Origin of the sequence: Citrobacter sp. RHBSTW-01044 (assembly GCF_013781945.1) — a bacterium.
GTDB classification, from domain to species: Bacteria; Pseudomonadota; Gammaproteobacteria; order Enterobacterales; family Enterobacteriaceae; genus Citrobacter; species Citrobacter braakii.
Genome location: NZ_CP056180.1, coordinates 3,617,333 through 3,640,893, shown reverse-complemented (window position 1 = coordinate 3,640,893; position 23,561 = coordinate 3,617,333). Strand labels below are relative to the sequence as shown.

Genomic DNA, 23,561 nt, shown 5'->3' with positions numbered 1-23,561 from the left:
CCGCTTGAAATCCTTCCCGCTTGTCCCCATTTCACCCTCAACCTGTTTTTACCATTGAAAATGGCATTGTTGAGGTAGACCTACATGAAAGGACAAGAAACTCGTGGTTTTCAGTCAGAAGTAAAACAGCTTCTGCACCTGATGATCCATTCTCTGTATTCCAATAAAGAAATCTTCCTGCGTGAGCTTATCTCTAACGCCTCGGATGCGGCAGACAAGCTGCGTTTTCGCGCACTGTCTAACCCGGACCTGTATGAAGGTGACGGTGAGCTGCGTGTGCGTGTTTCCTTCGATAAAGATAAGCGTACGTTGACCATTGCCGATAACGGCGTGGGGATGAACCGTGATGACGTTATCGATCATCTGGGGACCATTGCGAAATCCGGTACTAAATCTTTCCTTGAATCCATGGGATCCGATCAGGCGAAAGACAGCCAGTTGATCGGCCAGTTCGGGGTTGGCTTCTACTCTGCGTTCATCGTGGCGGATAAAGTCACCGTGCGTACCCGCGCAGCGGGCGATAAACCGGAAAATGGTGTGTTCTGGGAATCTGCGGGTGAAGGTGAGTACACCGTTGCCGACATCACCAAAGACGATCGCGGCACCGAAATCACGCTGCATCTGCGCGAAGGCGAAGACGAGTTCCTTGATGACTGGCGCGTACGTTCCATCATCAGCAAATATTCCGACCATATCGCGCTGCCGGTAGAGATCGAAAAATCCGAAGAGAAAGACGGCGAGACCGTGGTTTCCTGGGAAAAGATCAACAAGGCGCAGGCGCTGTGGACCCGTAACAAGTCGGAAATCAAAGACGACGAGTACAACGAATTCTACAAACATATCGCGCACGACTTCACTGATCCGCTGACCTGGAGTCATAACCGTGTGGAAGGTAAGCAGGAGTACACCAGCCTGCTGTACATCCCGTCTCAGGCTCCGTGGGATATGTGGAACCGCGATCACAAGCATGGTCTGAAACTGTACGTTCAGCGCGTGTTCATTATGGACGACGCCGAGCAGTTTATGCCGAATTACCTGCGCTTTGTGCGTGGCCTGATAGATTCTAACGATCTGCCGCTGAACGTTTCTCGTGAGATCCTGCAGGACAGCACCGTCACCCGTAACCTGCGTAGCGCGCTGACCAAACGCGTACTGCAGATGCTGGAAAAACTGGCGAAAGACGACGCGGAAAAATACCAGACCTTCTGGAAACAGTTCGGCCTGGTACTGAAAGAAGGTCCGGCGGAAGACAACGCTAACCAGGAAACGATCGCTAAGCTGATGCGCTTCGCGTCCACGCACACTGATTCCTCCGCACAAACCGTGTCGCTGGAAGACTACGTGTCGCGTATGAAAGAAGGGCAGGAGAAAATCTACTACATCACCGCAGACAGCTATGCGGCGGCGAAGAGCAGCCCGCACCTGGAACTGTTGCGTAAGAAAGGCATCGAAGTGCTGCTGCTTTCTGACCGTATCGATGAGTGGATGATGAACTACCTGACCGAGTTCGACGGTAAGGCATTCCAGTCCGTAGCCAAAGCTGACGAGTCCATCGACAAGCTGGCGGATGACGTTGACGAATCGGCAAAAGAAGCGGAAAAAGCGCTGACGCCGTTCGTTGAGCGCGTGAAAACCCTGCTGGGCGATCGCGTAAAAGAAGTGCGTCTGACTCACCGTCTGACCGACACGCCGGCCATCGTTACCACCGATGCGGACGAAATGAGCACCCAGATGGCGAAACTGTTCGCTGCTGCCGGCCAGGCCGTACCGGAAGTGAAATATATCTTTGAACTCAACCCGGATCACGTGCTGGTCAAACGCACGGCGGATACCCAGGACGAAGCGCAGTTCAAAGAATGGGTTGAACTGCTGCTGGATCAGGCGCTGTTTGCTGAACGCGGCACGCTGGAAGATCCGAACCAGTTCATTCGTCGTATGAACCAGTTGCTGGTGTCCTGATAGCCGTAAGGTAATGCCGGATGATGCTAACGCGTGTCCGGCTTACACCATCTCGTCGATCCCTGGCCGGATACGGTGTTTACACCGCGATCCGGCATTTTCTCTCCTCATTTTTAATTTTCCCATCGTTAACCGTTTCAGCGTCGGGCGTCTTCCTTGAGCCAATTGCGTGATGGTGGTATCGTTTAGCGCTTTTTAAAAAATATCGACAACCTTTAAGGGGATTTTCGTAATGCGTATCATTCTGCTTGGCGCTCCGGGCGCGGGTAAAGGAACTCAGGCTCAGTTCATCATGGAGAAGTATGGTATTCCGCAAATCTCCACCGGTGATATGCTGCGTGCTGCCGTGAAATCTGGCTCCGAGCTGGGCAAACAAGCGAAAGACATCATGGACGCCGGTAAGCTGGTGACTGATGAGCTGGTGATCGCGCTGGTAAAAGAGCGTATTGCTCAGGAAGACTGCCGTAATGGTTTCCTGCTTGATGGCTTCCCGCGTACTATTCCGCAGGCTGATGCCATGAAAGAAGCAGGTATCAACGTGGACTACGTTCTTGAATTCGACGTTCCGGACGAGCTGATCGTTGACCGTATCGTGGGTCGTCGCGTACACGCTGCTTCTGGCCGCGTTTACCACATCAAATTCAACCCGCCTAAGGTTGAAGGCAAAGACGACGTGACCGGCGAAGAGCTGACCACCCGTAAAGACGATCAGGAAGAGACCGTACGTAAGCGCCTGGTGGAATACCATCAGATGACCGCTCCGCTGATCGGCTACTACTCTAAAGAAGCGCAGGCGGGTAACACCAAATACGCGAAAGTTGACGGCACCCAGGCTGTGGCTGACGTTCGCGCAGCGCTGGAAAAAATCCTCGGTTAAGTTTTAGCGCAGTCAATGCCGGATGGCGGTGTAAACACCTTATCCGGCCTACGATTTTATGTAGGCCTGATAAGCACAGCGCCATCAGGCAAATTCTCGTCTTACCTTTCACAGCAATTAGTTCTTCTTTATCGCTTTTCCGCTACAATTATCAACAATTTGAATCGATAAGAGGCGGTAATGCGTCAGACGAAAACCGGTATCCTGCTGGCAAACCTCGGCACTCCCGATGCCCCAACCCCCGAAGCCGTTAAGCGCTACCTGCGCCAGTTTTTAAGCGATCAACGCGTAGTCGATACGTCACCTGCGCTGTGGTGGCCGCTGCTGCGTGGTGTGATTTTGCCGCTACGTGCGCCACGCGTGGCAAAGCTGTACCAGTCAATCTGGATGGAAGACGGTTCCCCGCTGATGGTCTACAGCAAGGCGCAACAGCAGGCGCTGGCACAACGTCTGCCAAATACGCCTGTCGCGCTGGGGATGAGCTACGGTTCACCGTCGCTTGAAAGCGCGGTCGATGAACTGCTGGCAAGCGGAGTTGAACACATGGTGGTGTTACCGCTGTACCCGCAATATTCCTGTTCTACCGTGGCGGCAGTCTGGGATGAACTGGCGCGAATCTTAGCGCGTAAACGCAGTATTCCTGGCATCTCATTTATTCGTGATTACGCCGATGACAGCAGCTACATTGATGCGCTGGCCAAGAGCGCCCGTGATTCATTTGCTCAACATGGTGAACCCGATTTGCTGCTGCTTTCCTATCACGGCATTCCGCAGCGCTACGCCGATGAAGGCGATGACTACCCGCAGCGCTGTCGTGATACGACTCGTGAGCTGGTTTCTGCGCTTGGCTTGCCGCCGGAAAAAGTGATGATGACCTTCCAGTCTCGTTTTGGCCGTGAACCGTGGTTGACGCCATATACCGATGAAACGTTAAAAATGCTGGCGGAGAAAGGGACCCGACATATCCAGGTCATGTGTCCGGGCTTCGCGGCTGATTGTCTCGAAACGCTGGAAGAGATAGCGGTGCAAAACCGGGAGATTTTCCTCGAGGCAGGCGGTAAGCAATATGAGTATATTCCGGCGCTGAATGCCACACCGGAACATATCGAAATGATGGTTAAACTGACCGCAGCCTACCGTTAAAGCTGCGCTCTGAAGTAACGCGCGCCCTCCCGCAACGCATCGTCGGCGGTTTTCATCATCCGCGAATAGTGCAGGAAGGCGTGCAACGTGCCGGGGTACATTTTGTACTGGCAGGGCTGCTGATGCGCCTGTAGCGTCTGGAACAATAAGCGGCTGTCGTCAATCAGCGGATCAAACTCCGCACCGGCGATAAAACACGGCGGCACGTCGCGCGTCAGGTCGTTATTAAACAGGCAATAGTACGGTGATTCACGATCGTCGGCGCTACGCAGGTACGCGTTTTCGTACATCTGCAGATCCTCGCGAGTTAAACCATCCCAGGCTCCGCCCATTAGCCGTCGGCTCAGTGAATCCTGCAGGCCGTAAAGCCCATACCACAACAGCACGCCAGCCACCTTGCCGCAGGCAATGTGTTTATCCCGCAACCACAACGCGCTGGCAAGCGCCAGCATGGCCCCGGCGGAATCGCCCGCAAAACCAATATGATTCACATTAAGGGAATAATCGCCAGCGTGCTGATAAAAGTACTGACAGACGGCGACAATCTCTTCGATGGCTTGCGGGTAGCGGGCCTCTGGCGAAAGCGAATAGTCGATGCCAATTATCGTGCACTGCGTATAGCGCGCCAGTAAACGCATAATGCGATCGTGGGTATCCAGATTACCGAGAATAAAACCGCCGCCGTGCAGGTAATATAGCGTCGCCTGGCTATGGGGCAGCGGAGCGTAAATTCGTGTGGCAACGGGGCCGCATGCGGTGGAAATAACGCATTCTCGGGTATTCATCTGTGGGGCATCGGCATTCCACAACTGCCGTTCATGAATGTAGTGTTTACGCTGGGCCACAAAGTCATCGGCAGCGGGCCACGGCGGCAAATCTTCGCGATGAAAATTCACCACACTTTTCATTTCATCCGAAATGTTGTCGAGTACGGGGATCTTGTTTTCCGGCTTCATAAAGCGCTCCTTGTGAAGGTGAGTTATTGTAGAAATTCATCCCGGATAAACTGCGATCTCACCGTCCGATATTGAAACTCAGCGCCGCATCGCATGCGCAGCGGGGAATGTGCTACCATGCATCGCTCAGCTAACCACCCGTAAAATCGACCATGAAATTTCCCGGTAAACGTAAATCCAAACACTATTTTCCCGTCAGCGCGCGCGATCCGTTGCTGCAACAAATTCAGCCAGAAAATGAAACCAGCGCAGCCTGGGTGGTGGGTATTGACCAGACGCTGGTGGATATTGAAGCCAAAGTTGATGATAACTTTGTAAAACGTTATGGATTAAGCGCCGGGCACTCTCTGGTGATTGCAGATGATGTCGCTGAAGCGCTCTACCAGGAACTGGTGCGTGAAAATTTGATCACCCATCAGTTTGCGGGCGGTACTATCGGTAATACAATGCACAACTACTCCGTGCTGGCGGATGACCGCTCGGTGCTGCTGGGTGTGATGTGCAGCAATATCGAGATTGGCAGCTATGCGTACCGCTATTTATGCAATACCTCCAGTCGTACCGATCTGAACTACCTGCAGGGCGTAGATGGACCGATTGGTCGCTGCTTTACGCTGATTGGCGAGTCCGGTGAGCGTACCTTTGCAATCAGCCCAGGGCATATGAACAAGCTACGGGCGGATAGCATCCCTGAATCGGTGATTGCCGGAGCGTCCGCGCTTGTGCTGACGTCCTATCTGGTGCGCTGCGAGCCGGGCGAGCCAATGCCGGAAGCGACCATGAAGGCGATCGAATTTGCTAAAAAACACAATGTACCGGTGGTACTGACGCTGGGCACCAAATTTGTCATTGCCGATAATCCGCAGTGGTGGCAGGCATTCCTGAAAGAGCATGTCTCAATTCTGGCGATGAATGAAGAAGAGGCCGAAGCGCTGACCGGCGAAAACGATCCGCTGCTGGCGTCCGACAAGGCGCTGGATTGGGTGGATCTGGTGCTGTGCACAGCGGGTCCGGCGGGTCTTTATATGGCGGGCTTTACGGAAGAAGAAGTCAAACGTAAAACCCAGCATCCGCTGCTGCCTGGGGCCATTGCCGAATTCAACCAGTACGAGTTTAGCCGCGCCATGCGCCATAAAGATTGTACCAATCCGCTGCGTGTGTATTCGCACATCGCGCCGTATATGGGCGGCCCAGAGAAGATCATGAATACCAACGGCGCTGGCGACGGCGCGCTGGCGGCATTGCTGCATGATATTACCGCTAACAGCTATCACCGCAGCAACGTGCCTAACTCCAGCAAGCACAAGTTCACCTGGCTGACCTATTCGTCGTTAGCCCAGGTGTGTAAATATGCGAATCGCGTGAGTTATCAGGTACTGAACCAGCATTCCCCGCGCCTGACGCGCGGTTTGCCGGAACGCGAAGATAGCCTCGAAGAGTCGTACTGGGATCGTTAAATCATGCACATGCCGGATAAGCGATAGCGTCATCCGGCAACGACATCAGCCTGTAACGACCACCTCACCAGCAGGCGGCGTTTCAATCAGCTCCAGCATGGTACGGGCGATTTCACGCTCACCCATGACGACCTGATTGGCGCCGCGTTCGGTAATGTATTCCACCTCGTCGTCATAATGCGCGCGGGCGATAATTTCAATCGACGGGCACTTCTCGCGTGCTGAAGCGACAATTTCACCCGCTTCATAGCCATTGGGAATAGTCAGCAGCAGCCAGCGTGCGCAATCCAGATGCGCCAGATTCATAATTTCTTCGTTGGCGGCATTTCCCAGCACCGCGCGGATCCCGCGCTCGCGCAGTTCATCCACTCGGGTGCGTGAGGTTTCGATAACTACCAGCGGGATCCCCGCAGCCATCAATTTCTCGCCCAGCAGGCTACCGACGCGCCCAAAGCCAACCAGCAGGGCGTGATTGCAGATATCCACCGGAATTTGCTTCTCTTCTTCAATAGCCTCTTCCAGCGTCTGTTCTTCCAGCGTTTCTGTTTTGGCGAGATATTTTTCTAACACCGCGAACAGCACCGGGTTAAGCATGATGGACAGGATCGCCCCCGCCAGCACCAGATTCTGTCCGGCCTGCGGCAGCAGGTTTAACGCCATGCCCAGACCCGCCAGGATAAAGGCAAATTCACCAATCTGCGCCAGGCTGGTGGCAATGGTGAGCGCTGTGCGTTGGGAGTGACCAAACAGGCGCACCAGGAAATAGGCGGCAAGGGATTTACCAAAGATGATAATCGCCAGCGTGCCCAGCACCGCCAGCGGTTGCTGAATCAGAATCATGGGATCAAAGAGCATCCCGACGGAAACAAAGAACAGTACGGCGAACGCATCGCGCAGCGGCAGGGTGTCATGCGCCGCACGGTGACTCAGTTCAGATTCGTTCAGCACCATGCCGGCGAAGAATGCCCCCAGTGCAAAGGAGACATCGAACAGCTCCACTGCGCCAAATGCGATACCTAATGCGAGGGCGAGGACTGACAGGGTAAACAGTTCGCGTGAGCCGGTTGCGGCGCTACGGGCCATAATCCACGGCACCAGGCGACGACCAACCAGCATCATAATTGCGATAAACGCCACCACCTTACCGATGGTAATGCCCATATCTACGGCCAGCGAGGCAAAGCCGACATCTTCTTTTTCCAGCATTCCAGCGACGGCTGGCAGGAGAACCAGCGTCAGTACCATCATCAGGTCTTCGACAATCAGCCAGCCAATGGCGATTTGCCCGCGCTGACTGTCAATGAGCTGCCTTTCTTCAAGCGCACGCAATAGCACCACGGTACTGGCGGTTGAAAGACACAGACCAAACACGATCCCAACCATCAGCGACCAGCCCATCACCGCTGAAAGCGCCATGCCCAACAGCGTTGCCACCGCTATCTGGGCAATCGCGCCGGGAATGGCGATAGACTTTACCGCCATCAAATCCTTCAGCGAAAAGTGCAGCCCCACGCCGAACATCAGCAGGATTACGCCAAGCTCGGCCAGTTCAGGCGCTAACTTGGTATCAGCAACAAAACCAGGTGTAAATGGACCGGCCAGAACGCCCGCTAACAGATATCCCACCAGAGGAGAAATACGTAGTTTATTGGCAATCATGCCTAATATAAAAGCGAGCACAAGGCCGCCGACAATGGTGGTGATAAGCGGGGTGGCGTGATGCATTCCGTCTCCTTTGGTTGCTGTGATAATCCTGAAAACTCAAACGACGAGTAATAGTTTATGACAATTTTGATGTTTTTGTTTGTGAATAATTATTGAATTTTGATGAAAATAGGATTTTAGACGTAAAAAAGCACGGATCGGAAAAGTACAGCGGTATGTGAGAGGCAAAGGCTGATGGCTACTGTAAGTCTGACGGCCAAAATTTACTTTTGGCCGTCAGGAAATCACGCTTTATGTCGGTTATCAGGTAAGAATATGGTCAGTATCCCCAGTAGTGGCAGGAAAGCACATATTTTGTAGACCAAATCGATGCTGGTATGGTCGGCAATCAGCCCTAACACCGCGGCTCCCAAGCCGCCCATGCCGAAGGCAAAACCGAAAAATAGCCCAGAAACCATGCCGATACGGCCAGGAAGCAGCTCCTGCGCGTAGACCAGAATGGCAGAAAACGCCGATGCGAGGATAAAACCAATGATCACGGTTAAAATCCCGGTCCATTCCAGCGTTGCGTAGGGTAAAAAGAGGGTAAAGGGTGCTACACCGAGGATAGAGCCCCAAATAACATATTTTCTGCCAATTTTATCGCCCAATGGTCCACCAATCACCGTCCCGGCTGCGACGGCAAACAGGAAGGCAAACAGGTGAAACTGGGCATTTTGTACCGATAATCCGAATTTTTGCATCAGATAAAAGGTGTAATAGCTGCTGATGCTCGCCATATAGAAGTATTTGGAGAAAATCAGCACCAACAGGATGCTTACCGCCAACACCACTTTATTCCGTGGTAACGGATTCACGATGGCGACTTTCGGTTTTCCTTTACTCATCCGGTGCTGCGCGGCATACCAACGGCTGATTTGCGCCAGAACGACAATCGCTAATAACGCAGCCAGCACAAACCAGGCCACATTACCCTTACCATATGGCGCGATGATGACAGCCGCCAGTAACGGTCCCAGAGAGCTACCAAAGTTGCCGCCAACCTGGAAAATTGACTGGGCAAGACCGTGACGACCGCCGGAGGCCATTCGCGCCACGCGGGATGATTCCGGGTGAAATACCGAAGAGCCGGTACCAACCAGCGCCGCGGCGAGCAGGACCATATGGAAACTGCCGGCCATGGCCAGCAAAACAAGCCCACTCAGCGTGAAGCACATCCCAATGGGCAGCGACCACGGCATCGGGTATTTATCCGTCCAGTAACCCACAACCGGTTGCAGCAGTGAGGAAGCAAGCTGGAAGGTCAGGGTAATCATCCCTATCTGCATAAACGTCAGCGAGAACTCTGACTGCAATAGCGGATAAATCGCCAGGATCAGCGACTGGATCATATCGTTTAGCAGATGGGAGAGGCTGATTGCCCCTAAAATGCCAAATGAGGTGCGTGCTTTAGCAACCGACGCTGACGCGCCAGCCACTGGCTGGGTTGGTTCACTTATTGCCATAGAAAGTCACTTCTGTTTGGGTTGCGATTATGAGGGTAATCTAATTTGTTATTATTACCTGACTAACATACCTGCGGAAGGTGTTTGAAGGAAGTCTCATTTCTGAAAACATTTTCGGCTATTATTTTCAGTAGCTGTAATTTTATGCCCGAACTAATTCGACTTACAGGTAGGCGGCAAACGCGAGAGTCCCAGGAGCTTACTGCATAAGCGACAGGGGGAAGTGAGCGCAGCCAACGCACATGTAATTTGAAGGATAACGGGTATGGCGGTTGATATTGAGTCAGGGAGTGAAATATGAAGTTTTTAAAACGGGGCGTGGCGCTGGCGTTATTAGCCGCATTTGCGCTGGCAGGTCAACCTGCACAGGCGTACGAAAAAGATAAAACCTACAAAATTACCATTCTGCATACCAACGATCATCACGGTCACTTCTGGCGCAGCGAATACGGTGAATACGGGCTGGCGGCACAAAAAACGCTGGTGGACGGTATTCGTAAAGAGGTGGCTGAGGAAGGAGGCAGTGTACTGCTGCTTTCCGGTGGCGACATTAATACCGGCGTACCGGAGTCTGATCTGCAGGATGCGGAACCTGATTTTCGCGGAATGAACCTGATTGGCTATGATGCTATGGCGGTCGGAAACCACGAGTTTGATAATCCGCTTAGCGTATTGCGCCAGCAGGAAAAATGGTCCAAATTCCCGTTTCTCTCGGCCAATATCTATCAGAAAAGCACCGGCGAGCGTTTGTTTAAGCCGTGGGCCATCTTTAAGCGCCAGGATTTAAAAATTGCCGTACTCGGTTTAACCACTGACGATACGGCGAAAATTGGCAACCCAGAGTTCTTTACCGATATTGAGTTCCGTAAACCTGCTGATGAAGCCAAACTGGTTATCCAGGAACTGAACATGGGGGAAAAGCCGGACATCATTATTGCGACCACCCATATGGGACATTATGACAATGGCAATCACGGCTCGAACGCGCCTGGCGACGTAGAAATGGCGCGCAGCCTGCCGGCGGGATCGCTGGCAATGATTGTGGGTGGTCACTCGCAGGATCCGGTATGTATGGCCGCGGAAAACAAGAAGCAGGTTGATTACGTACCGGGTACGCCGTGTGCGCCAGACAAGCAAAACGGGATCTGGATTGTGCAGGCGCATGAGTGGGGGAAATACGTGGGGCGGGCGGACTTTGAGTTCCGCAATGGCGAAATGAAAATGGTTAACTACCAGCTCATCCCCGTCAACCTTAAGAAAAAAGTGACCTGGGACAACGGTAAAAGTGAGCGCGTACTCTACACCCCGGAAATTGCAGAAAATCAGCAAATGCTTTCTCTGCTGACGCCGTTCCAGAATAAAGGTAAAGCGCAGCTCGATGTGAAAATTGGTAGCGTCAATGCGCGCCTCGAAGGCGACCGTAGCAAAGTCCGTTTCGTACAGACCAACATGGGGCATTTACTGCTGGCTGCGCAAATGGCGCGAACCAGCGCTGATTTTGGCGTGATGAGCGGCGGCGGTATCCGTGACTCCATCGAAGGCGGTGATATCACCTATAAGAGCGTGCTGAAAGTGCAGCCGTTCGGTAACATCGTGGTGTACGCCGACATGAGCGGGAAAGAGGTGATTGACTATCTGACCGCCGTGGCACAAATGAAGCCGGATTCCGGGGCTTATCCGCAGTTTGCCAACGTCAGCTTCGTGGCGAAAGACGGCAAGCTTAACGATTTGAAAATTAAAGGCGAACCCGTTGATCCAGCCAAAACCTATCGCATGGCAACGCTGAGCTTCAATGCCACCGGCGGCGATGGCTATCCGCGAATTGATAACAAGCCTGGCTATGTGAATACCGGGTTTATTGATGCGGAGGTGCTGAAAGAGTACGTGCAGAAGAACTCACCGCTCGATGCTGGTGCGTATGAGCCGAAGGGTGAGGTAAGCTGGCAGTAACAGGGCAATTTGGGGCATCATTTTATCCGCTCCTACGGGCCGCCCTTCATGGCGGCCCAATAATTCTACTTATTACCTCTATGCTCCGGTTCTTGCGCGCTGGCCGAGTCCAAACTGTCTTCACCAATCACGCCCTGTAATCGCAGTAGGCTCAATCGCCGTATCACCGGGCAAAAGACAATTAATCACGGCGTGCGATATCGGCGAATTTCGCATCCAGAATTTTCGCCAAATCGCCCGCTGCCAGTTCAATATCCAGCCCGCGTTTGCCGCCGGACACATAAATGGTGTCAAACGTCTGGGCGGGAGCGTCGATGAGCGTCGGCAATCTTTTTTTCTGTCCCAGCGGGCTGATGCCGCCAATCAGATACCCGGTGGTTCGCTGCGCGATCATCGGATCGGCCATATCGACCTTTTTGGCTCCCAACGCCCTGGCGACTTTTTTGAGATCCAGTTGACCGGCTACCGGCGTAACGGCAACCGCCAGGTGCTTCATATCGCCATTCACGGCAACCAGTAGCGTTTTGTAGACCTGGTCCGCATTCAGACCTAACTTGCGTACCACTTCGTCACCAAAGTTCGTCTCGGACGGATCGTGATCGTAGGTGTGGATCTGGAAAGAAATTTTGTTTTTTTCGAGTAATTTAACGGCGGGTGTCATAGCAATTTTCCTGGCCCAGACAAAATACGACACAAGCATACGCCTGATGTCTGTCTAAAAAATAGTACCATCTTGCGCAATAGTGTTGGCAGGATGATGACTTTGAGCGACAATCGAACTACACCGATGCTTTAAGCGTCGGGATCATAATAATGATGAAATTCCTCTTTGACGGGCCAATAGCAATATTGGCCATTTTTTTACCGTAACATCTCCGGCAAATTTCCTTCTCCATACAAATGCAGCGCGCCAACGGCTACAACATAGTGACCGGCAGGCATCGCCCTGAGTCGATCGCGCCAGGCCGCATTACGCTGATGCATCAAAACGTCATACAGCGACTGGCTAAAAGTATTGGGTAGAGTGAGTTCGCTATTGCGTGGCGGCGTTTTAAGCCACCAGCCCATCATCTGTTGTAGCAGTCTGGCATTGGTATGCCAGTGCGTCAGGGTATCGTCCAGCAGAGCCAGTCCGTTATCGGGTAACTGACATAACAGCTCGATTTGGCTGGATGCGCCTTCCAGCTCGATTATGGGTTTATGCACCTGTTTTGCCGCATTCAGTAGTTGGTAATCAATGCCGTATTCCGCCCGTAACCCCAACTGCTGCGCCTGCGTTGCCTGCAAGACCATGGCGATTTGCCACAGCGGCTGGGTAGACAGCAGGGAAGGGGAAATACCCAGCTCGTCGGTGACTTTGTGCAGATTATCTAGCAACTCTGGGCTGATGCGCTCTTCCAGTGCGGCAAAGGTCGGAAGGTTGGCAAACGGCGCGTCGTCGCCGGAAACATCGGCTTCGACAATGAGCGCATCGGCACGCTGGAGCTTTTTGAGTAATTTGGCAGGCAGAGGCGCCATATCGCGGCTGCCCATGTGAATACTGCCAATCAGGTGAAAATGGCGGTTACCGGGCAAGGAGATGTCGATGGCAGGCCAGGTATAGTGGTTGCCGCGTAGCGCGGTGAAAAATGATTTTACCCGGTACAACAGATCCATACGGCCTCCCTAAGTAGACTTCCATGCTAGCGCGTGGTCCTGGAAGGTGCAAATACACTTCATCATTCCCTCCGCCTCTTTATTGGCAGCGAGCAAAAACCCCAGTCACATAGTTGGCTATGCTCCTGGGGTTTTTATACTTGCAGCTTTGAGGCAATGCGAATGATTTGGGGCTCCGTTCAGAGCGCCATCCGGTAAAGGCTTACTCTTTAGGTTTGAAGCGCAGCAGTCGATTAGCGTTGCTCACCACGGTAATGGAGGAGAGCGCCATCGCCGCCCCGGCAACGACCGGGTTGAGCAGTGTTCCGGTGAACGGCCACAAAATCCCGGCGGCAACGGGGATACCGATGCTGTTATAGATAAACGCGCCGAGCAGGTTCTGCTTCATATTGCGCAGCGTTGCCCGGGAGATAGACAGCGCATCGGCAACGCCCATCAGGCTATGGCGCATCAGCGTAATCGCGGCGGTTTCAATCGCCACATCGCTGCCGCCACCCATGGCAATCCCTACGTCAGCCTGAGCCAGCGCAGGCGCATCGTTGATACCGTCACCGACCATGGCAACCTGACGCCCCTGGCTCTGCAGACGTTTAATCGCCTCGGCTTTACCGTCCGGCAGAACGCCAGCAATCACCTCATCAATACCCGCCTCTTTGGCAATGGCGTTGGCGGTCGTTGGGTTGTCGCCGGTGAGCATCACCAGACGATACCCGGCGCGGTGCAGACGCTGGAGTGCTGCCACGCTGTCGCTACGCAGAGGATCACGTACCGCTAACAGCGCTGCTGCTTTACCGTCAATCGCTAACAGTACCGGGGTTGAGCCTTGGGAAGCCTGAGCGGTGATTTCAGCCTCCATTTCAGTGGTATCTACCTGCTGTTCATTGAGCAGCGCCTGGTTTCCCAGCAGCAGCGTGTGACCTTCCGTTTCGCCACTGACGCCTAAACCGCGCAGCGTACGGAAACCGTTGACCTGCGGCAGCGTGACATCACCTGCTTTGTCCAGAATCGCCCTGGCTAACGGGTGGCTGGAACCCTGTTCAAGGGCCGCTGCCAGACGAATTGCCAGTGCTTCGTCGGTATTGGCAAACGTTTTGATGGCGACAACCTGTGGTTTGCCTTCAGTTAGCGTCCCGGTTTTATCAAACACGATGGTATCGAGCGTGCTGGCGCGCTGTAGCGCATCGGCATCACGTACCAGCACCCCAAATTCAGCGGCACGCCCGACTCCGGAAATAATCGACATCGGCGTTGCCAGACCCAGCGCACAAGGGCAGGCAATAATCAGGACGGTGGTGGCGATTACCAGCGTATAGACAATCTGCGGCGCCGGTCCAAAGAAATACCAGATAGCCGCACTGACCAGCGCAATGGCGACCACGACCGGAACGAACACCGAGGAGATGCGGTCGGCCAGTTTGCCAATTTCCGGTTTGCTGCTTTGCGCCTGGCGCACCATACGAATAATGCGCGACAGCGTGGTGTGACTGCCAACAGCGCTGGCGCGGAACAGCACGCTACCGTCCTGTACGACCGTACCGGCGTGGACGCTATCGCCTGCACCTTTTTGCTGTGGAATCGGCTCACCGGTCAGCATGGCCTCATCCAGCCAGGCTTCACCCTGAGTGATTTCGCCATCAACCGGAACGCGGTCACCGGTGGTCAGGCGCAGCAACATTCCAGCCTGCACCTCTGCCAGCGGCACGTTCTTTTCACCTTCGTCAGTGACGACGCGTGCGGTCGGCGGTGTCAGATCGAGCAGTTTTTCCAGTGCTTTAGACGAGCGTTGGCGAGCCCGCGCTTCCAGCATGTGTCCGAGGTTAATCAGACCGATAATCATGGCACTGGCTTCATAATAGAGGTGTCGCGCTTCCATCGGGAACCATTGTGGCCAGAGGTTGACGCTCATGGAATAGAGCCATGCCACCCCCGTACCCAGCGCCACCAGCGTATCCATGGTCGCGGTGCCGTTCATCAGGCTTTTCCACGCATTGCGGTAAAAGTGACCGCCCGCGAAAACCATCACGGCAAGCGTTGCCAGACCAATCATCAGCCACAGGCTGCGGTTGTCGTCGCTCACCATCATGTTGTCGCCAATCATGCCCCATACCATCACCGGGATACCCAGGAGCAGCGCGACGGCTGCCTGCCAGCGAAAACGTTTCATGGTTGCCACGGCGGTTTCTTGCTGACGTTCGCGACGCTTAGCATCATCTTCAATCGCTTCTGCGCCGTAGCCCGCTTTTTCAACCGCCTGTACTAAATCTGCGGCGGAGGCACTGCCCATTACCAGCGCAGTGCGTTCCGCCAGGTTTACCCGTGCCTGCGTGACGCCCGGTACACTTTGCAATGCATTTTGTACGCGGGTCACACAACTGGCGCAGCTCATGCCGTTTAACAGCAACTGTTGGCTGTCATCATCAGCCGTAGCTGCCGGAAGCTCGGAAGGGACCGCTGCCAGTGCTTCCGACGGGATTGATGACTCCGTCAGCGGTTTAGCCTTTGGGTGGCTTAACTCCGCGCCGTAACCGGCTTGTTTAATGGTTTCAATCAGCGCTTCTGCGCTGGCGCTCCCGGTAACATGCGCTTCTGTCACGGTGACATCCGCTTGCTCAACGTCCGGACGTTGTTCCAGACTTTCTTTAACGCGTTTTACGCAGTGACCACAGGACAGGCCGTCCAGGGTTAGATCGATTGTTTGAGACATAACCAACTCCTTTTTTGCAGGATTAACTGACTGTGATAAAGGTTAAACCTTCCAGCAAGGGGAAGGTCAAGGGCGTTTTTAGAAAAGGTGAAAAAAGGGTGTAAAGGGAGAAAAACGGGAACGCCACGTCAGGGGTTCCCGGTCTGTTATTGATTGAGGACGATAATCGGCGTTCGATGCTCCGGTTCATTTATGACCGTGAGATCGGCACCGTACAGCGCGTTCAGCGACCGTTGCTTCAGGACATCCTGCGGATATCCGTTATCAACTATCCTGCCGCGTTCCATCAATACCACACGGTCGGCATAGCGCGCCGCGAGGTTGAGATCGTGCAGGACGCAGCAGACGTTAAACTGCCGTTCACGCACCAGACGACGTAGCAGACGAAAAAGGTGCTGCTGGTGGTGAATATCCAGCGCGGAGGTGGGTTCATCAAGAAACAACCATTTCGGCCCAGGCTCGGGCTCCCAAAGCTGAACCAGCAGGCGCGCCAGTTGTACCCGCTGTTGTTCTCCTCCCGAGAGATGCCGGTAATCGCGTGCGGCCAGCGCCTGGCAATCACACAATGCCATGATGTACTCCGTTTCATCGCCCGTGTTGCGCGTACGATACGGATGTCTGCCCATGCGAATGACCTCCTGAACGCTAAACGGGAAGGCCATATGACTATTCTGGCGCATCACGGCACGGGTTTTTGCCAGTTCGGTGATTGACCACTTGTCCAGCGGCTTGCCAAACATGCTACAACGCCCACTGTGGGGCTGCAGATATCCCGTAAGCTGACGTAGCAGCGTCGATTTCCCGGCTCCGTTCGGGCCAAGAATCGCGATGATCTCTCCATCAGGTAGCGTCAGGGAAACGTCGTCGGTCAGTCGTCTTCCCTGAATGTGGTAGACCAGATTTTCAGCGACGATCATGACACCCTCCGGCTACGCAGTATTAACCACAGGAAATACGGTCCACCGATCAGGCTGGTTAACAGGCCAACGGGCATTTCGGCTGGCTGAACAAGTGTGCGGGCCAACGTGTCGGCAATCAGAAGTAAACAGGCACCGGCCAGCGTAGAGCAGGGAATCAACCAGCGATGATCGGCACCGGTCGTCATTCTGATCAGATGTGGGATCACCAGGCCAATAAAACCAATTACGCCGCTGACGGAAACCGCAGCGCCAACCAGGAGCGAACTGAGCAACAGCAACTGCTGCCGCTTACGTTTGACGTTTACGCCGAGGTAATGCGCCTCTTCATCACCCAACTGCAGTAAATTAAGCGTTCCCGCCATGCAGATGGTTACAACAATGGCTGGAAGAACAAACGTGCTGGCAACCAACAGCGTTGGCCATTGGGCCTGGCCGAGATTTCCCATCATCCACAATGTAAGTTGACGTAGCTGCTGCTCGTCGCCCACATAGCTCAGTACGCCAATAGCCGAACCGCACAGGGCATTGATAGCGATACCGGCTAACAGCAGTTGCATCATTCCACCGTGGTTATGACGCTGGCTTATCAGGAAAATAATCGTGCAGACCACCATGCTGCCAGCGACGGCAAAAATCATCTGCTCATACAGCACCAGCACCACGGGGAACGAAAATGGGATAACTATCGCGATGCCGACCATCAGCGCGGAGCCGCTGCTGACGCCAAGCAGGCCAGGATCGGCCATCGGATTGCGAAAAAGTCCCTGCATGATGACCCCAGCCGTCGCCAGCGCAGCACCGACCAGAACGGCCAGCAGCACGCGAGGCAAGCGGATGTTTAACCAGATATCACGATATTCGTCGTTGAACAGGGCGCTGAAGCTAATGTTCAGCGCTCCCTGGCTGGCACCGAAGAGCATCAGAGCAACCAGCAAAAGAGAAAGACCCGTCAGGATGCTGACGGAAGAAAGCGAGTCCTTAAGCACGTAACGCTCCATAACGTCTTTGCGGCGCGGAGTTCCCGCGCCGTGAGGGGTTTACGCGGGTTTCAGTCCCGGCTCAACCAAACTGTAAATCTGGTTATTGAGTGCCGGCGCAGTGGCCAGTTCGTGAATATGCTTCGCAACATCTGCACGCATTACAAAGCCGTGACACTCCTGAGCCTGTATTCGTTGCGCCTGGCCGGTGGCTGCACCGTTCAGCAAACCGCCGGGGCGGAGAATGGCGTAGTCCAGTCGACTGGTTTGTAGCCAGCTTTCAGCCAACGATTTTTCCCGTACAGCCTGACCAAATGCGGCCTTTGCGCGTGAAGAAAGAAAAGGCCAACTGTCACCGCAGCCGAGTGAGGTCACCAGAATCATGCGCTTGATCTCCGCTTTTTCTGCTTCATCAATGACGGTTCTGTGCGCCAGATAATCCTGGGCGCCGCCCATGGAGGAGATCACCGTGGCATGTTGACCCGCTGCGCGACAGGCACAGGCGGTGACCTGACTATCGCAGGCGTCGCCGATGAAGACCTGCACACCTTTTTCCTGCAACCCAGCAGCGACCTGTGCGTTGCGAACGACGGCAATCACCGGACGTTGTTCCGCCAGTGCGAGTTCAAGCGTTTTCGCGCCGACGCCGCTACCACCCGCACCAAAAATGAGCCATGGAGCCATCAGGCATGTTCCCTTAAAGATGAAGACAACGCGTGAAAGGCGCTGACCTGTTCGGCCAGTAGCTGTCGATGTTCATCCCGACCGAGGAAAATTTTGAACATTGCGCTACCCGCCTGGTTAAAGAAGAGAATGGACGCGGTGTCCATTCCCATAAATTTGCGTTCAATCAGGGCAATATGCGTACAGTTTTCTGCCTTGATATGACCGGTCATGCCTTTTTTGCCGCGCAGGTTGAAGTAGCCATGACGGTGGAATCCGGAAGGTAATTCACCGGTGAATTCCAGAATGACATCAGCAGTATGGACCAGGGTGGTGACTTTGCCCCATTCGCTGACGGTTTCCCAGACGGTATCAAATTGATCGCCGGAAACCAGCGTCGGGGAGGGGAGGTTTTTCACCACCTCCAGCAGCGTGGTGTTGTACTGGGCAGCGATAGCTTCCAGCGTACCGTCCGGTTCAGTTTTCAAAAAATCCTGTAAAGAGACATGGCTCATAATTCACTCCTGGTATGGTTGTTCTACCGCAATGCGCGGCGCGTTAAGTGCCTGAATAAGTTCATCAAGAGACTGCAAAATATTGCTCGCCCAAAAACGCCCTTCATTGGTCAGGCGCACACAGGTGCTGGCATCTCGCGTCAGTCCTGCGTGATGCCATTGGGTCAGTAGCGGGGTCAGTTTTTGTGCATGAGGCGTCAGTTCATCCAGCGGAACGCGGGCCGTTTCAATGCCCGCCTGGAGAGTGTGTCGCCACTGGAAACCACGCTCGGCGGTACGCATCATCATCATTAGCGGTTTTTTCCCGGCGGCGATAGATTCATGCCATGTTGTCAGATTGCGCTCGACCATCCAGGAATAGCCATTGACTGATCCCCCGGCGCCTGAGCCGAATGCCAGACAGTCCGCTCCCTGTTTAATCAGCAGGTTGTACAGATTGCGTTCACGCGTGGTACGCGCCCAGTGGCTGTTGCTGATGCAGCGCCAGCCTGCGCTGTCCATGAAATCGCAACCCTGAAGATAGAGATCGCGACGTTCGGCGGGAGAGGGAACGGTTGTGCGCCCGGTTTCAACTGCTTTGCCAAGCGGTGTATTGGGGATCAGGTTCAGCGCATAAAGATCTACGCCGTCGAGGCCGATGTCACGGGCAATCGCCAGATCGTCGCCCCACAGTTTTGCATCTTGTCCTGGCAGACCAAACAACAGATCGCATACCACGGCGGCACGATCCCGTTTTACCAGCCCCTGCATAAAGGCAATTGCGGTCGGGCCGTCTGAGGTGCGCGCCATTTTCTTGCGGATCCGGCTGTTAAAAGATTGAATACCGATCGAAAACCGATTGGCGCCAGCGTCAAGGCAGGCATCAATTCGCGCATCGTCAAAATTGAGCACTCGTCCCTCAATGGTAATTTCGCAGTCCGGTGCCAGCGGTAACTTTTCACGCAGCGCGGTGATGATTCTGCCCAGATCCCGTGCTGACAGCGCTGAAGGCGTACCGCCGCCAAAATAGACGGCGTGAATTGGGGCTGACTGATGTAATGCGCTATCGGCTTCCATCTCGATTTCGCGCAACAGCGCGTTGGTGTAGCGGGCGCAGTGATCTTCTTCGAACCGGTTTTGATAAAAACCACAGAAAGTACAATGCGTTGCACAAAAAGGGATATGCAAGTACACCAGCCGTTTACGCGGCGGGGTAGGCTGGCTGATAACATCCTGCCAGGTTTGTGACAATAGCTCTTTGGCAATCGGGATCGCCCCGCGCCATGGCATTGTGGCGCGGCGATCCTTAAAGGGCTGACTTCCCTCAAGCGCAAAATGCGCGGTGAGATCCAGCGAGTGTTCAGTTTTCATTCTTTTTTATAAATCCAGTTAGTGAGGCCAGAATTGCTGGTGCAGGGCTTCAACCGCATCGGCGACGCGAGGCCCCATACCCAGAATCAGCGCCTGGTCTACCGCCACAATGCGCTGATTTTTCCAGGCCGCAGTGTGGGTAATACCGGCAATCGCGCTCAGACGAGCCAGATCGCCATCCACCATTTGCGACGTCACCACGATCACCTCCGGGTTGGCGGCGATCAGCGACTCCGCGCTGTAACTTTTATACTGCGCGTGGGTGGCGACATTTTGTGCGCCTGCAAGGGTCATAATGGCATCGGCAACGCTGCCCTTGCCGGCGACCTGCGGCGCGCTGCCGCCAGCGGAGAGAATGAACATGGCTTTGACCGGCGCATTTTTCGCCGCCACGCTGTGCTGAACACGATCCAGACGTTGATGCAGGCGATTGACCAGCGCTTCACCTTGTTCAGGAATGCGCAGCGTTTGAGCCAGCTCCCGAATGTTGGCGTACATTTGCTCGACGGTGGCCGGTACGCGCGGCAATGTAACGACGTTAACTTTCTGCGCCCGGAGCTGATCCAAAACGATTTGAGGGCCTGCATCCTGCCAGGTGATAAAGCTGTCCGGGTGCAGCGATAAAATGCCCTCGCTGCTTAACTGCTTCCAGTAGCCGATATGCGGGAGTGCGGCAGTTTCAGGTGGGTACGAGGTGGTTTCATCGACGCCAACCACCCGGTTGCCGACGCCCATGGCGTAAATCAGTTCGCTAAGCGAACCGCCCGCCACCACCAGGCGGTCAGCGGACTGGGCGCTGAAAACACAGGCGAGGCTCAGTAAGCCAATCATGAGTTTTTTCATCGTCAGAAATTCCACGCAAAGCCAACAGCGGCATTGAAACCAGCGTCTGGGATAGATTCATGCGCGGTTCTGTAACGCTTGTCGGTCAGGTTGTTGAGCGCGAGGTTGACCTGATACTGGTCCTGCGGACCAAACTCGGTGTTGAATGCGAGGTTAAGCGTGGCCCAGCCTGGATAGTTTATTTCCGTGGTGCCGGTATTATCTTTGGCGCGGGACGCCGCGCGAATAAAGACATCGGACGTCACGTTAGCGACATTCATCAACCAGGTATGTTTCAGGCCAACGCGCCCGGTCAGCGTGGGTTCGCCGGTATCCCAGGTTTTTATGGTGTTGCCTTCGTATTGACGGCGAATGAGATTACCGCTCAGGTAGGGTGAAACCGCCCAGCCGTTGTATTCTGCGGTTAATTCCATGCCCCAGGTTTTGGCACGATCGATGTTGTCGTAGTAGTAATAGCCGCCGCGGGAAGAGGTGGTGTTGCCGTTGCAAACGGGTTGGCCTGAACAGGCCAGACTGGCGATATAGTCTTTGGCTTCGGAGTAATAAATAGCACCGTCAATCAGCCACATATTCCCTTTATACCGCGCGCCCAACTCATAGTTATTCGAGTGTTCAGCCTTCAGGTTTGGGTTGCCGTAGGTAACGCTGCCGCCGGCGGATGTCTGCATGAACAACTGAGTAAGCGTGGGGAAGACATAGCCCTGGGCGTATGCAGCCCGGAGTTCAAGATCTTCAAAGCCGGAATAGCGCAGGCTGGTCGAGGTCACCAGTTCATCATCGTGAACGGAATTTCCCCCGGTGGATTGCCAAGTGGTGCCGCTGCTTTGGATGGTTTGCGTATCGTTGCGATTGAGTTTCGAAGACAGCCAGTACTGGCGTGCGCCCACGGTCCACGTCCAGTCATCAGCAAAGCGCCAGTCGTTTTGCGCGAACAGTGAGGTGTTGCTTTGTTCCGCTTCGTTATATGACAGGGTACGGGTTTGCGTATCGAAGAAGCCGGTAGCCGCGGTCTGGCGCGTACTGCCGTCCGTGTCCTGTTTTATTTTGTCATGCTGATACTGAGTGCCAATCACCAGCGTGTTGTTAGCCGGAAGGGAGATATTGCCCTGCAGCGTTACACCCTGGGTATGTTGTTTGTCGTTGGTATTGGTTTGATTGCTTACCGTCAGCGCTTTAATCATCGGGCTGGGGATAATCTGGGTCGTTTTGACCCGGTTTTCAAATTTGCGCTCTATTGTCTGGGTATATGCGTCAAAATGGATATTCTTCAGGTAATCCCCGTCGGCCGCGTAGTCGTAGAAAAGACCGATTTTCTCGCGTTCCAGCTTAGGAATTTTGACGCTAAAGTCGTCGAACTGACCTTCGGGATCGTCAAACCAGGTTTGAGTGGATAGCTTATAACGGTCGAGTGAGAGTCCAATTTTGTGGCGATCGAGGTTGTAACCAAGCCACACTCCCTGGCCGTTATTACGGAAGTTGGTGTCGGGCAATCTTCCGTCAGGTGTATCGCGATCCCCCTGGTCGGAATAGCTGCCATTGATACGGTAGTCAAAGTTACCGATGCTTCCCCAGGCTGCCGCTGACTCTTCCCATCCTGCCGTTGCGGAGTTATAAACAGCCTTAACGCTACCACCCAGAGGCTTATCGCCGCCTTTTTTGGTAATAAAGTTCACGACGCCGCCAATTGCCTGCGAACCGTAGAGGACAGAATAAGGGCCTTTGACCACTTCAATGCGTTCCAGCGCGGATTCGTCAATCAGTAAACCGGCTCCGTAGTTTTGTCCGGCACGTTGGTAGCTGACGACCTGGCCGTCTATCAAAATCAGCACCCGCGAAGAAGCTTCGCCACGGATACGAATTTGTTTCCGACCTGCGAGAGCGTTATCGGTAACTTCGACGCCGGGGATATCTTGTAAATCATCAGCAAGAGAAACGCTGGTGGAGTTTTGTAGCGTCTGGCGATCGATAACCTGAATGGTTGCCGGGCTATCCCAGAGACTACTTTCTGTGCGGTTAGCCGTAACGATCACCGTATCTTCGTCGGACGTTGAACCGTGTGTTGGAGAGGTCGCTGCAAAAGTAGCGCCTGACATGCATAATGTCAGGGCTGAAAGAATAAATGGCCTTTGATTAATCCGTGGCAACATAAGAGAACCTTTATTGAATGTAAATGATCATCATTATCATTCGCGTTTGTATATAAAATTGTTTCCCTTTGTTCAAGATGAAAGGTGCAGAACCGATACATCTTTTGATTTGAGTCAATTTTGCGTGGTCAATAAATGCTGAAATGTGATCTGAATCGGATATAACAATGTGAATTAAAAGGATTTGTGCATCGCTGTGATGGTGGAAAATGCGCGGGGTTCTTGGGTAAAGGATTACGGCAATGTGGGCTATAATGTGGCTCAGTACCAACAA

At 53.9% G+C, this 23,561-nt stretch carries 18 protein-coding genes; 5 read left to right on the top strand and 13 right to left on the bottom strand.

The window, feature by feature from the left end:
* Positions 1-84: 84 nt before the first annotated feature.
* The 3 genes from htpG (at position 85) to hemH (ending at position 3,979) form a co-directional block, all read left to right on the top strand.
* Complete coding sequence (gene htpG / locus HV352_RS17680; RefSeq protein WP_016152083.1) at positions 85-1,959, top strand: molecular chaperone HtpG; 1,875 nt, start codon at positions 85-87, stop codon at positions 1,957-1,959.
* A gap of 232 nt (positions 1,960-2,191) precedes the next feature.
* A complete protein-coding gene (gene adk, locus HV352_RS17675) occupies positions 2,192-2,836 on the top strand; it encodes an adenylate kinase (protein ID WP_003021773.1) in 645 nt (214 codons plus the stop codon).
* A gap of 180 nt (positions 2,837-3,016) precedes the next feature.
* Positions 3,017-3,979: a ferrochelatase gene (gene hemH / locus HV352_RS17670; protein WP_016152084.1), complete on the top strand. Its 963-nt coding sequence runs from the start codon at positions 3,017-3,019 to the stop codon at positions 3,977-3,979.
* Here the strand turns inward: hemH and aes are convergent.
* The gene (gene aes, locus HV352_RS17665; RefSeq protein ID WP_016155878.1) at positions 3,976-4,935 is read right to left on the bottom strand and encodes an acetyl esterase; all 960 of its coding nucleotides are present in this window, start codon (positions 4,933-4,935) and stop codon (positions 3,976-3,978) included. The genes hemH and aes overlap by 4 nt on opposite strands.
* A gap of 152 nt (positions 4,936-5,087) precedes the next feature.
* Between aes and gsk the strand changes: the two genes are divergently transcribed.
* On the top strand, positions 5,088-6,392 hold the full coding sequence (gene gsk / locus HV352_RS17660) for an inosine/guanosine kinase (RefSeq protein WP_016152086.1): 1,305 nt from the start codon (positions 5,088-5,090) through the stop codon (positions 6,390-6,392).
* 45 nt (positions 6,393-6,437) lie between these two features.
* Here gsk and ybaL read toward each other — a convergent pair whose 3' ends face one another.
* Positions 6,438-8,117 carry a YbaL family putative K(+) efflux transporter gene (gene ybaL / locus HV352_RS17655; RefSeq protein WP_016152087.1) on the bottom strand — a complete coding sequence of 560 codons (1,680 nt, stop codon included), beginning with the start codon at positions 8,115-8,117 and terminating at the stop codon, positions 6,438-6,440.
* 224 nt (positions 8,118-8,341) lie between these two features.
* Positions 8,342-9,562, bottom strand: a complete 1,221-nt coding sequence (gene fsr / locus HV352_RS17650) for a fosmidomycin MFS transporter (RefSeq protein WP_016155879.1) — start codon at positions 9,560-9,562, stop codon at positions 8,342-8,344.
* A 297-nt stretch (positions 9,563-9,859) separates the two neighbouring features.
* Here fsr and ushA point away from each other — a divergent pair, with 297 nt between their 5' ends.
* Positions 9,860-11,512, top strand: a complete 1,653-nt coding sequence (gene ushA, locus HV352_RS17645) for a bifunctional UDP-sugar hydrolase/5'-nucleotidase UshA (protein WP_016155880.1) — start codon at positions 9,860-9,862, stop codon at positions 11,510-11,512.
* Positions 11,513-11,693: 181 nt separating this feature from the next.
* Here ushA and ybaK read toward each other — a convergent pair whose 3' ends face one another.
* The 10 genes from ybaK to HV352_RS17595 all read right to left on the bottom strand — a co-directional run bounded on the left by ybaK (position 11,694) and on the right by HV352_RS17595 (position 23,287).
* Positions 11,694-12,173: a Cys-tRNA(Pro)/Cys-tRNA(Cys) deacylase YbaK gene (gene ybaK / locus HV352_RS17640; protein WP_049042602.1), complete on the bottom strand. Its 480-nt coding sequence runs from the start codon at positions 12,171-12,173 to the stop codon at positions 11,694-11,696.
* Between the two features lie 200 nt (positions 12,174-12,373).
* Positions 12,374-13,168 carry a TraB/GumN family protein gene (locus HV352_RS17635; RefSeq protein ID WP_047358021.1) on the bottom strand — a complete coding sequence of 265 codons (795 nt, stop codon included), beginning with the start codon at positions 13,166-13,168 and terminating at the stop codon, positions 12,374-12,376.
* Positions 13,169-13,370: 202 nt separating this feature from the next.
* Positions 13,371-15,872 (bottom strand): copper-exporting P-type ATPase CopA, encoded by a 2,502-nt coding sequence (copA, locus tag HV352_RS17630; protein ID WP_181629062.1) that lies wholly within the window; start codon positions 15,870-15,872, stop codon positions 13,371-13,373.
* A gap of 146 nt (positions 15,873-16,018) precedes the next feature.
* Entirely contained in the window at positions 16,019-16,789 is a 771-nt protein-coding gene (locus HV352_RS17625; RefSeq protein ID WP_019076187.1) for a heme ABC transporter ATP-binding protein, read from the bottom strand.
* Complete coding sequence (locus HV352_RS17620) at positions 16,786-17,778, bottom strand: iron ABC transporter permease (RefSeq protein ID WP_016152096.1); 993 nt, start codon at positions 17,776-17,778, stop codon at positions 16,786-16,788. The genes HV352_RS17625 and HV352_RS17620 overlap by 4 nt, the downstream gene beginning before the upstream one ends.
* 51 nt (positions 17,779-17,829) lie before the next feature.
* Complete coding sequence (gene chuY / locus HV352_RS17615) at positions 17,830-18,453, bottom strand: anaerobilin reductase (RefSeq protein ID WP_016152097.1); 624 nt, start codon at positions 18,451-18,453, stop codon at positions 17,830-17,832.
* Entirely contained in the window at positions 18,453-18,947 is a 495-nt protein-coding gene (hutX, locus tag HV352_RS17610; protein ID WP_181634943.1) for a heme utilization cystosolic carrier protein HutX, read from the bottom strand. The genes chuY and hutX overlap by 1 nt, the downstream gene beginning before the upstream one ends.
* A gap of 3 nt (positions 18,948-18,950) precedes the next feature.
* Positions 18,951-20,297 carry a heme anaerobic degradation radical SAM methyltransferase ChuW/HutW gene (gene hutW, locus HV352_RS17605; protein WP_019076190.1) on the bottom strand — a complete coding sequence of 449 codons (1,347 nt, stop codon included), beginning with the start codon at positions 20,295-20,297 and terminating at the stop codon, positions 18,951-18,953.
* A gap of 18 nt (positions 20,298-20,315) precedes the next feature.
* A complete protein-coding gene (locus HV352_RS17600) occupies positions 20,316-21,140 on the bottom strand; it encodes an ABC transporter substrate-binding protein (RefSeq protein WP_016152100.1) in 825 nt (274 codons plus the stop codon).
* 2 nt (positions 21,141-21,142) lie between these two features.
* On the bottom strand, positions 21,143-23,287 hold the full coding sequence (locus HV352_RS17595) for a TonB-dependent receptor (RefSeq protein ID WP_181634942.1): 2,145 nt from the start codon (positions 23,285-23,287) through the stop codon (positions 21,143-21,145).
* Positions 23,288-23,561: the final 274 nt, after the last annotated feature.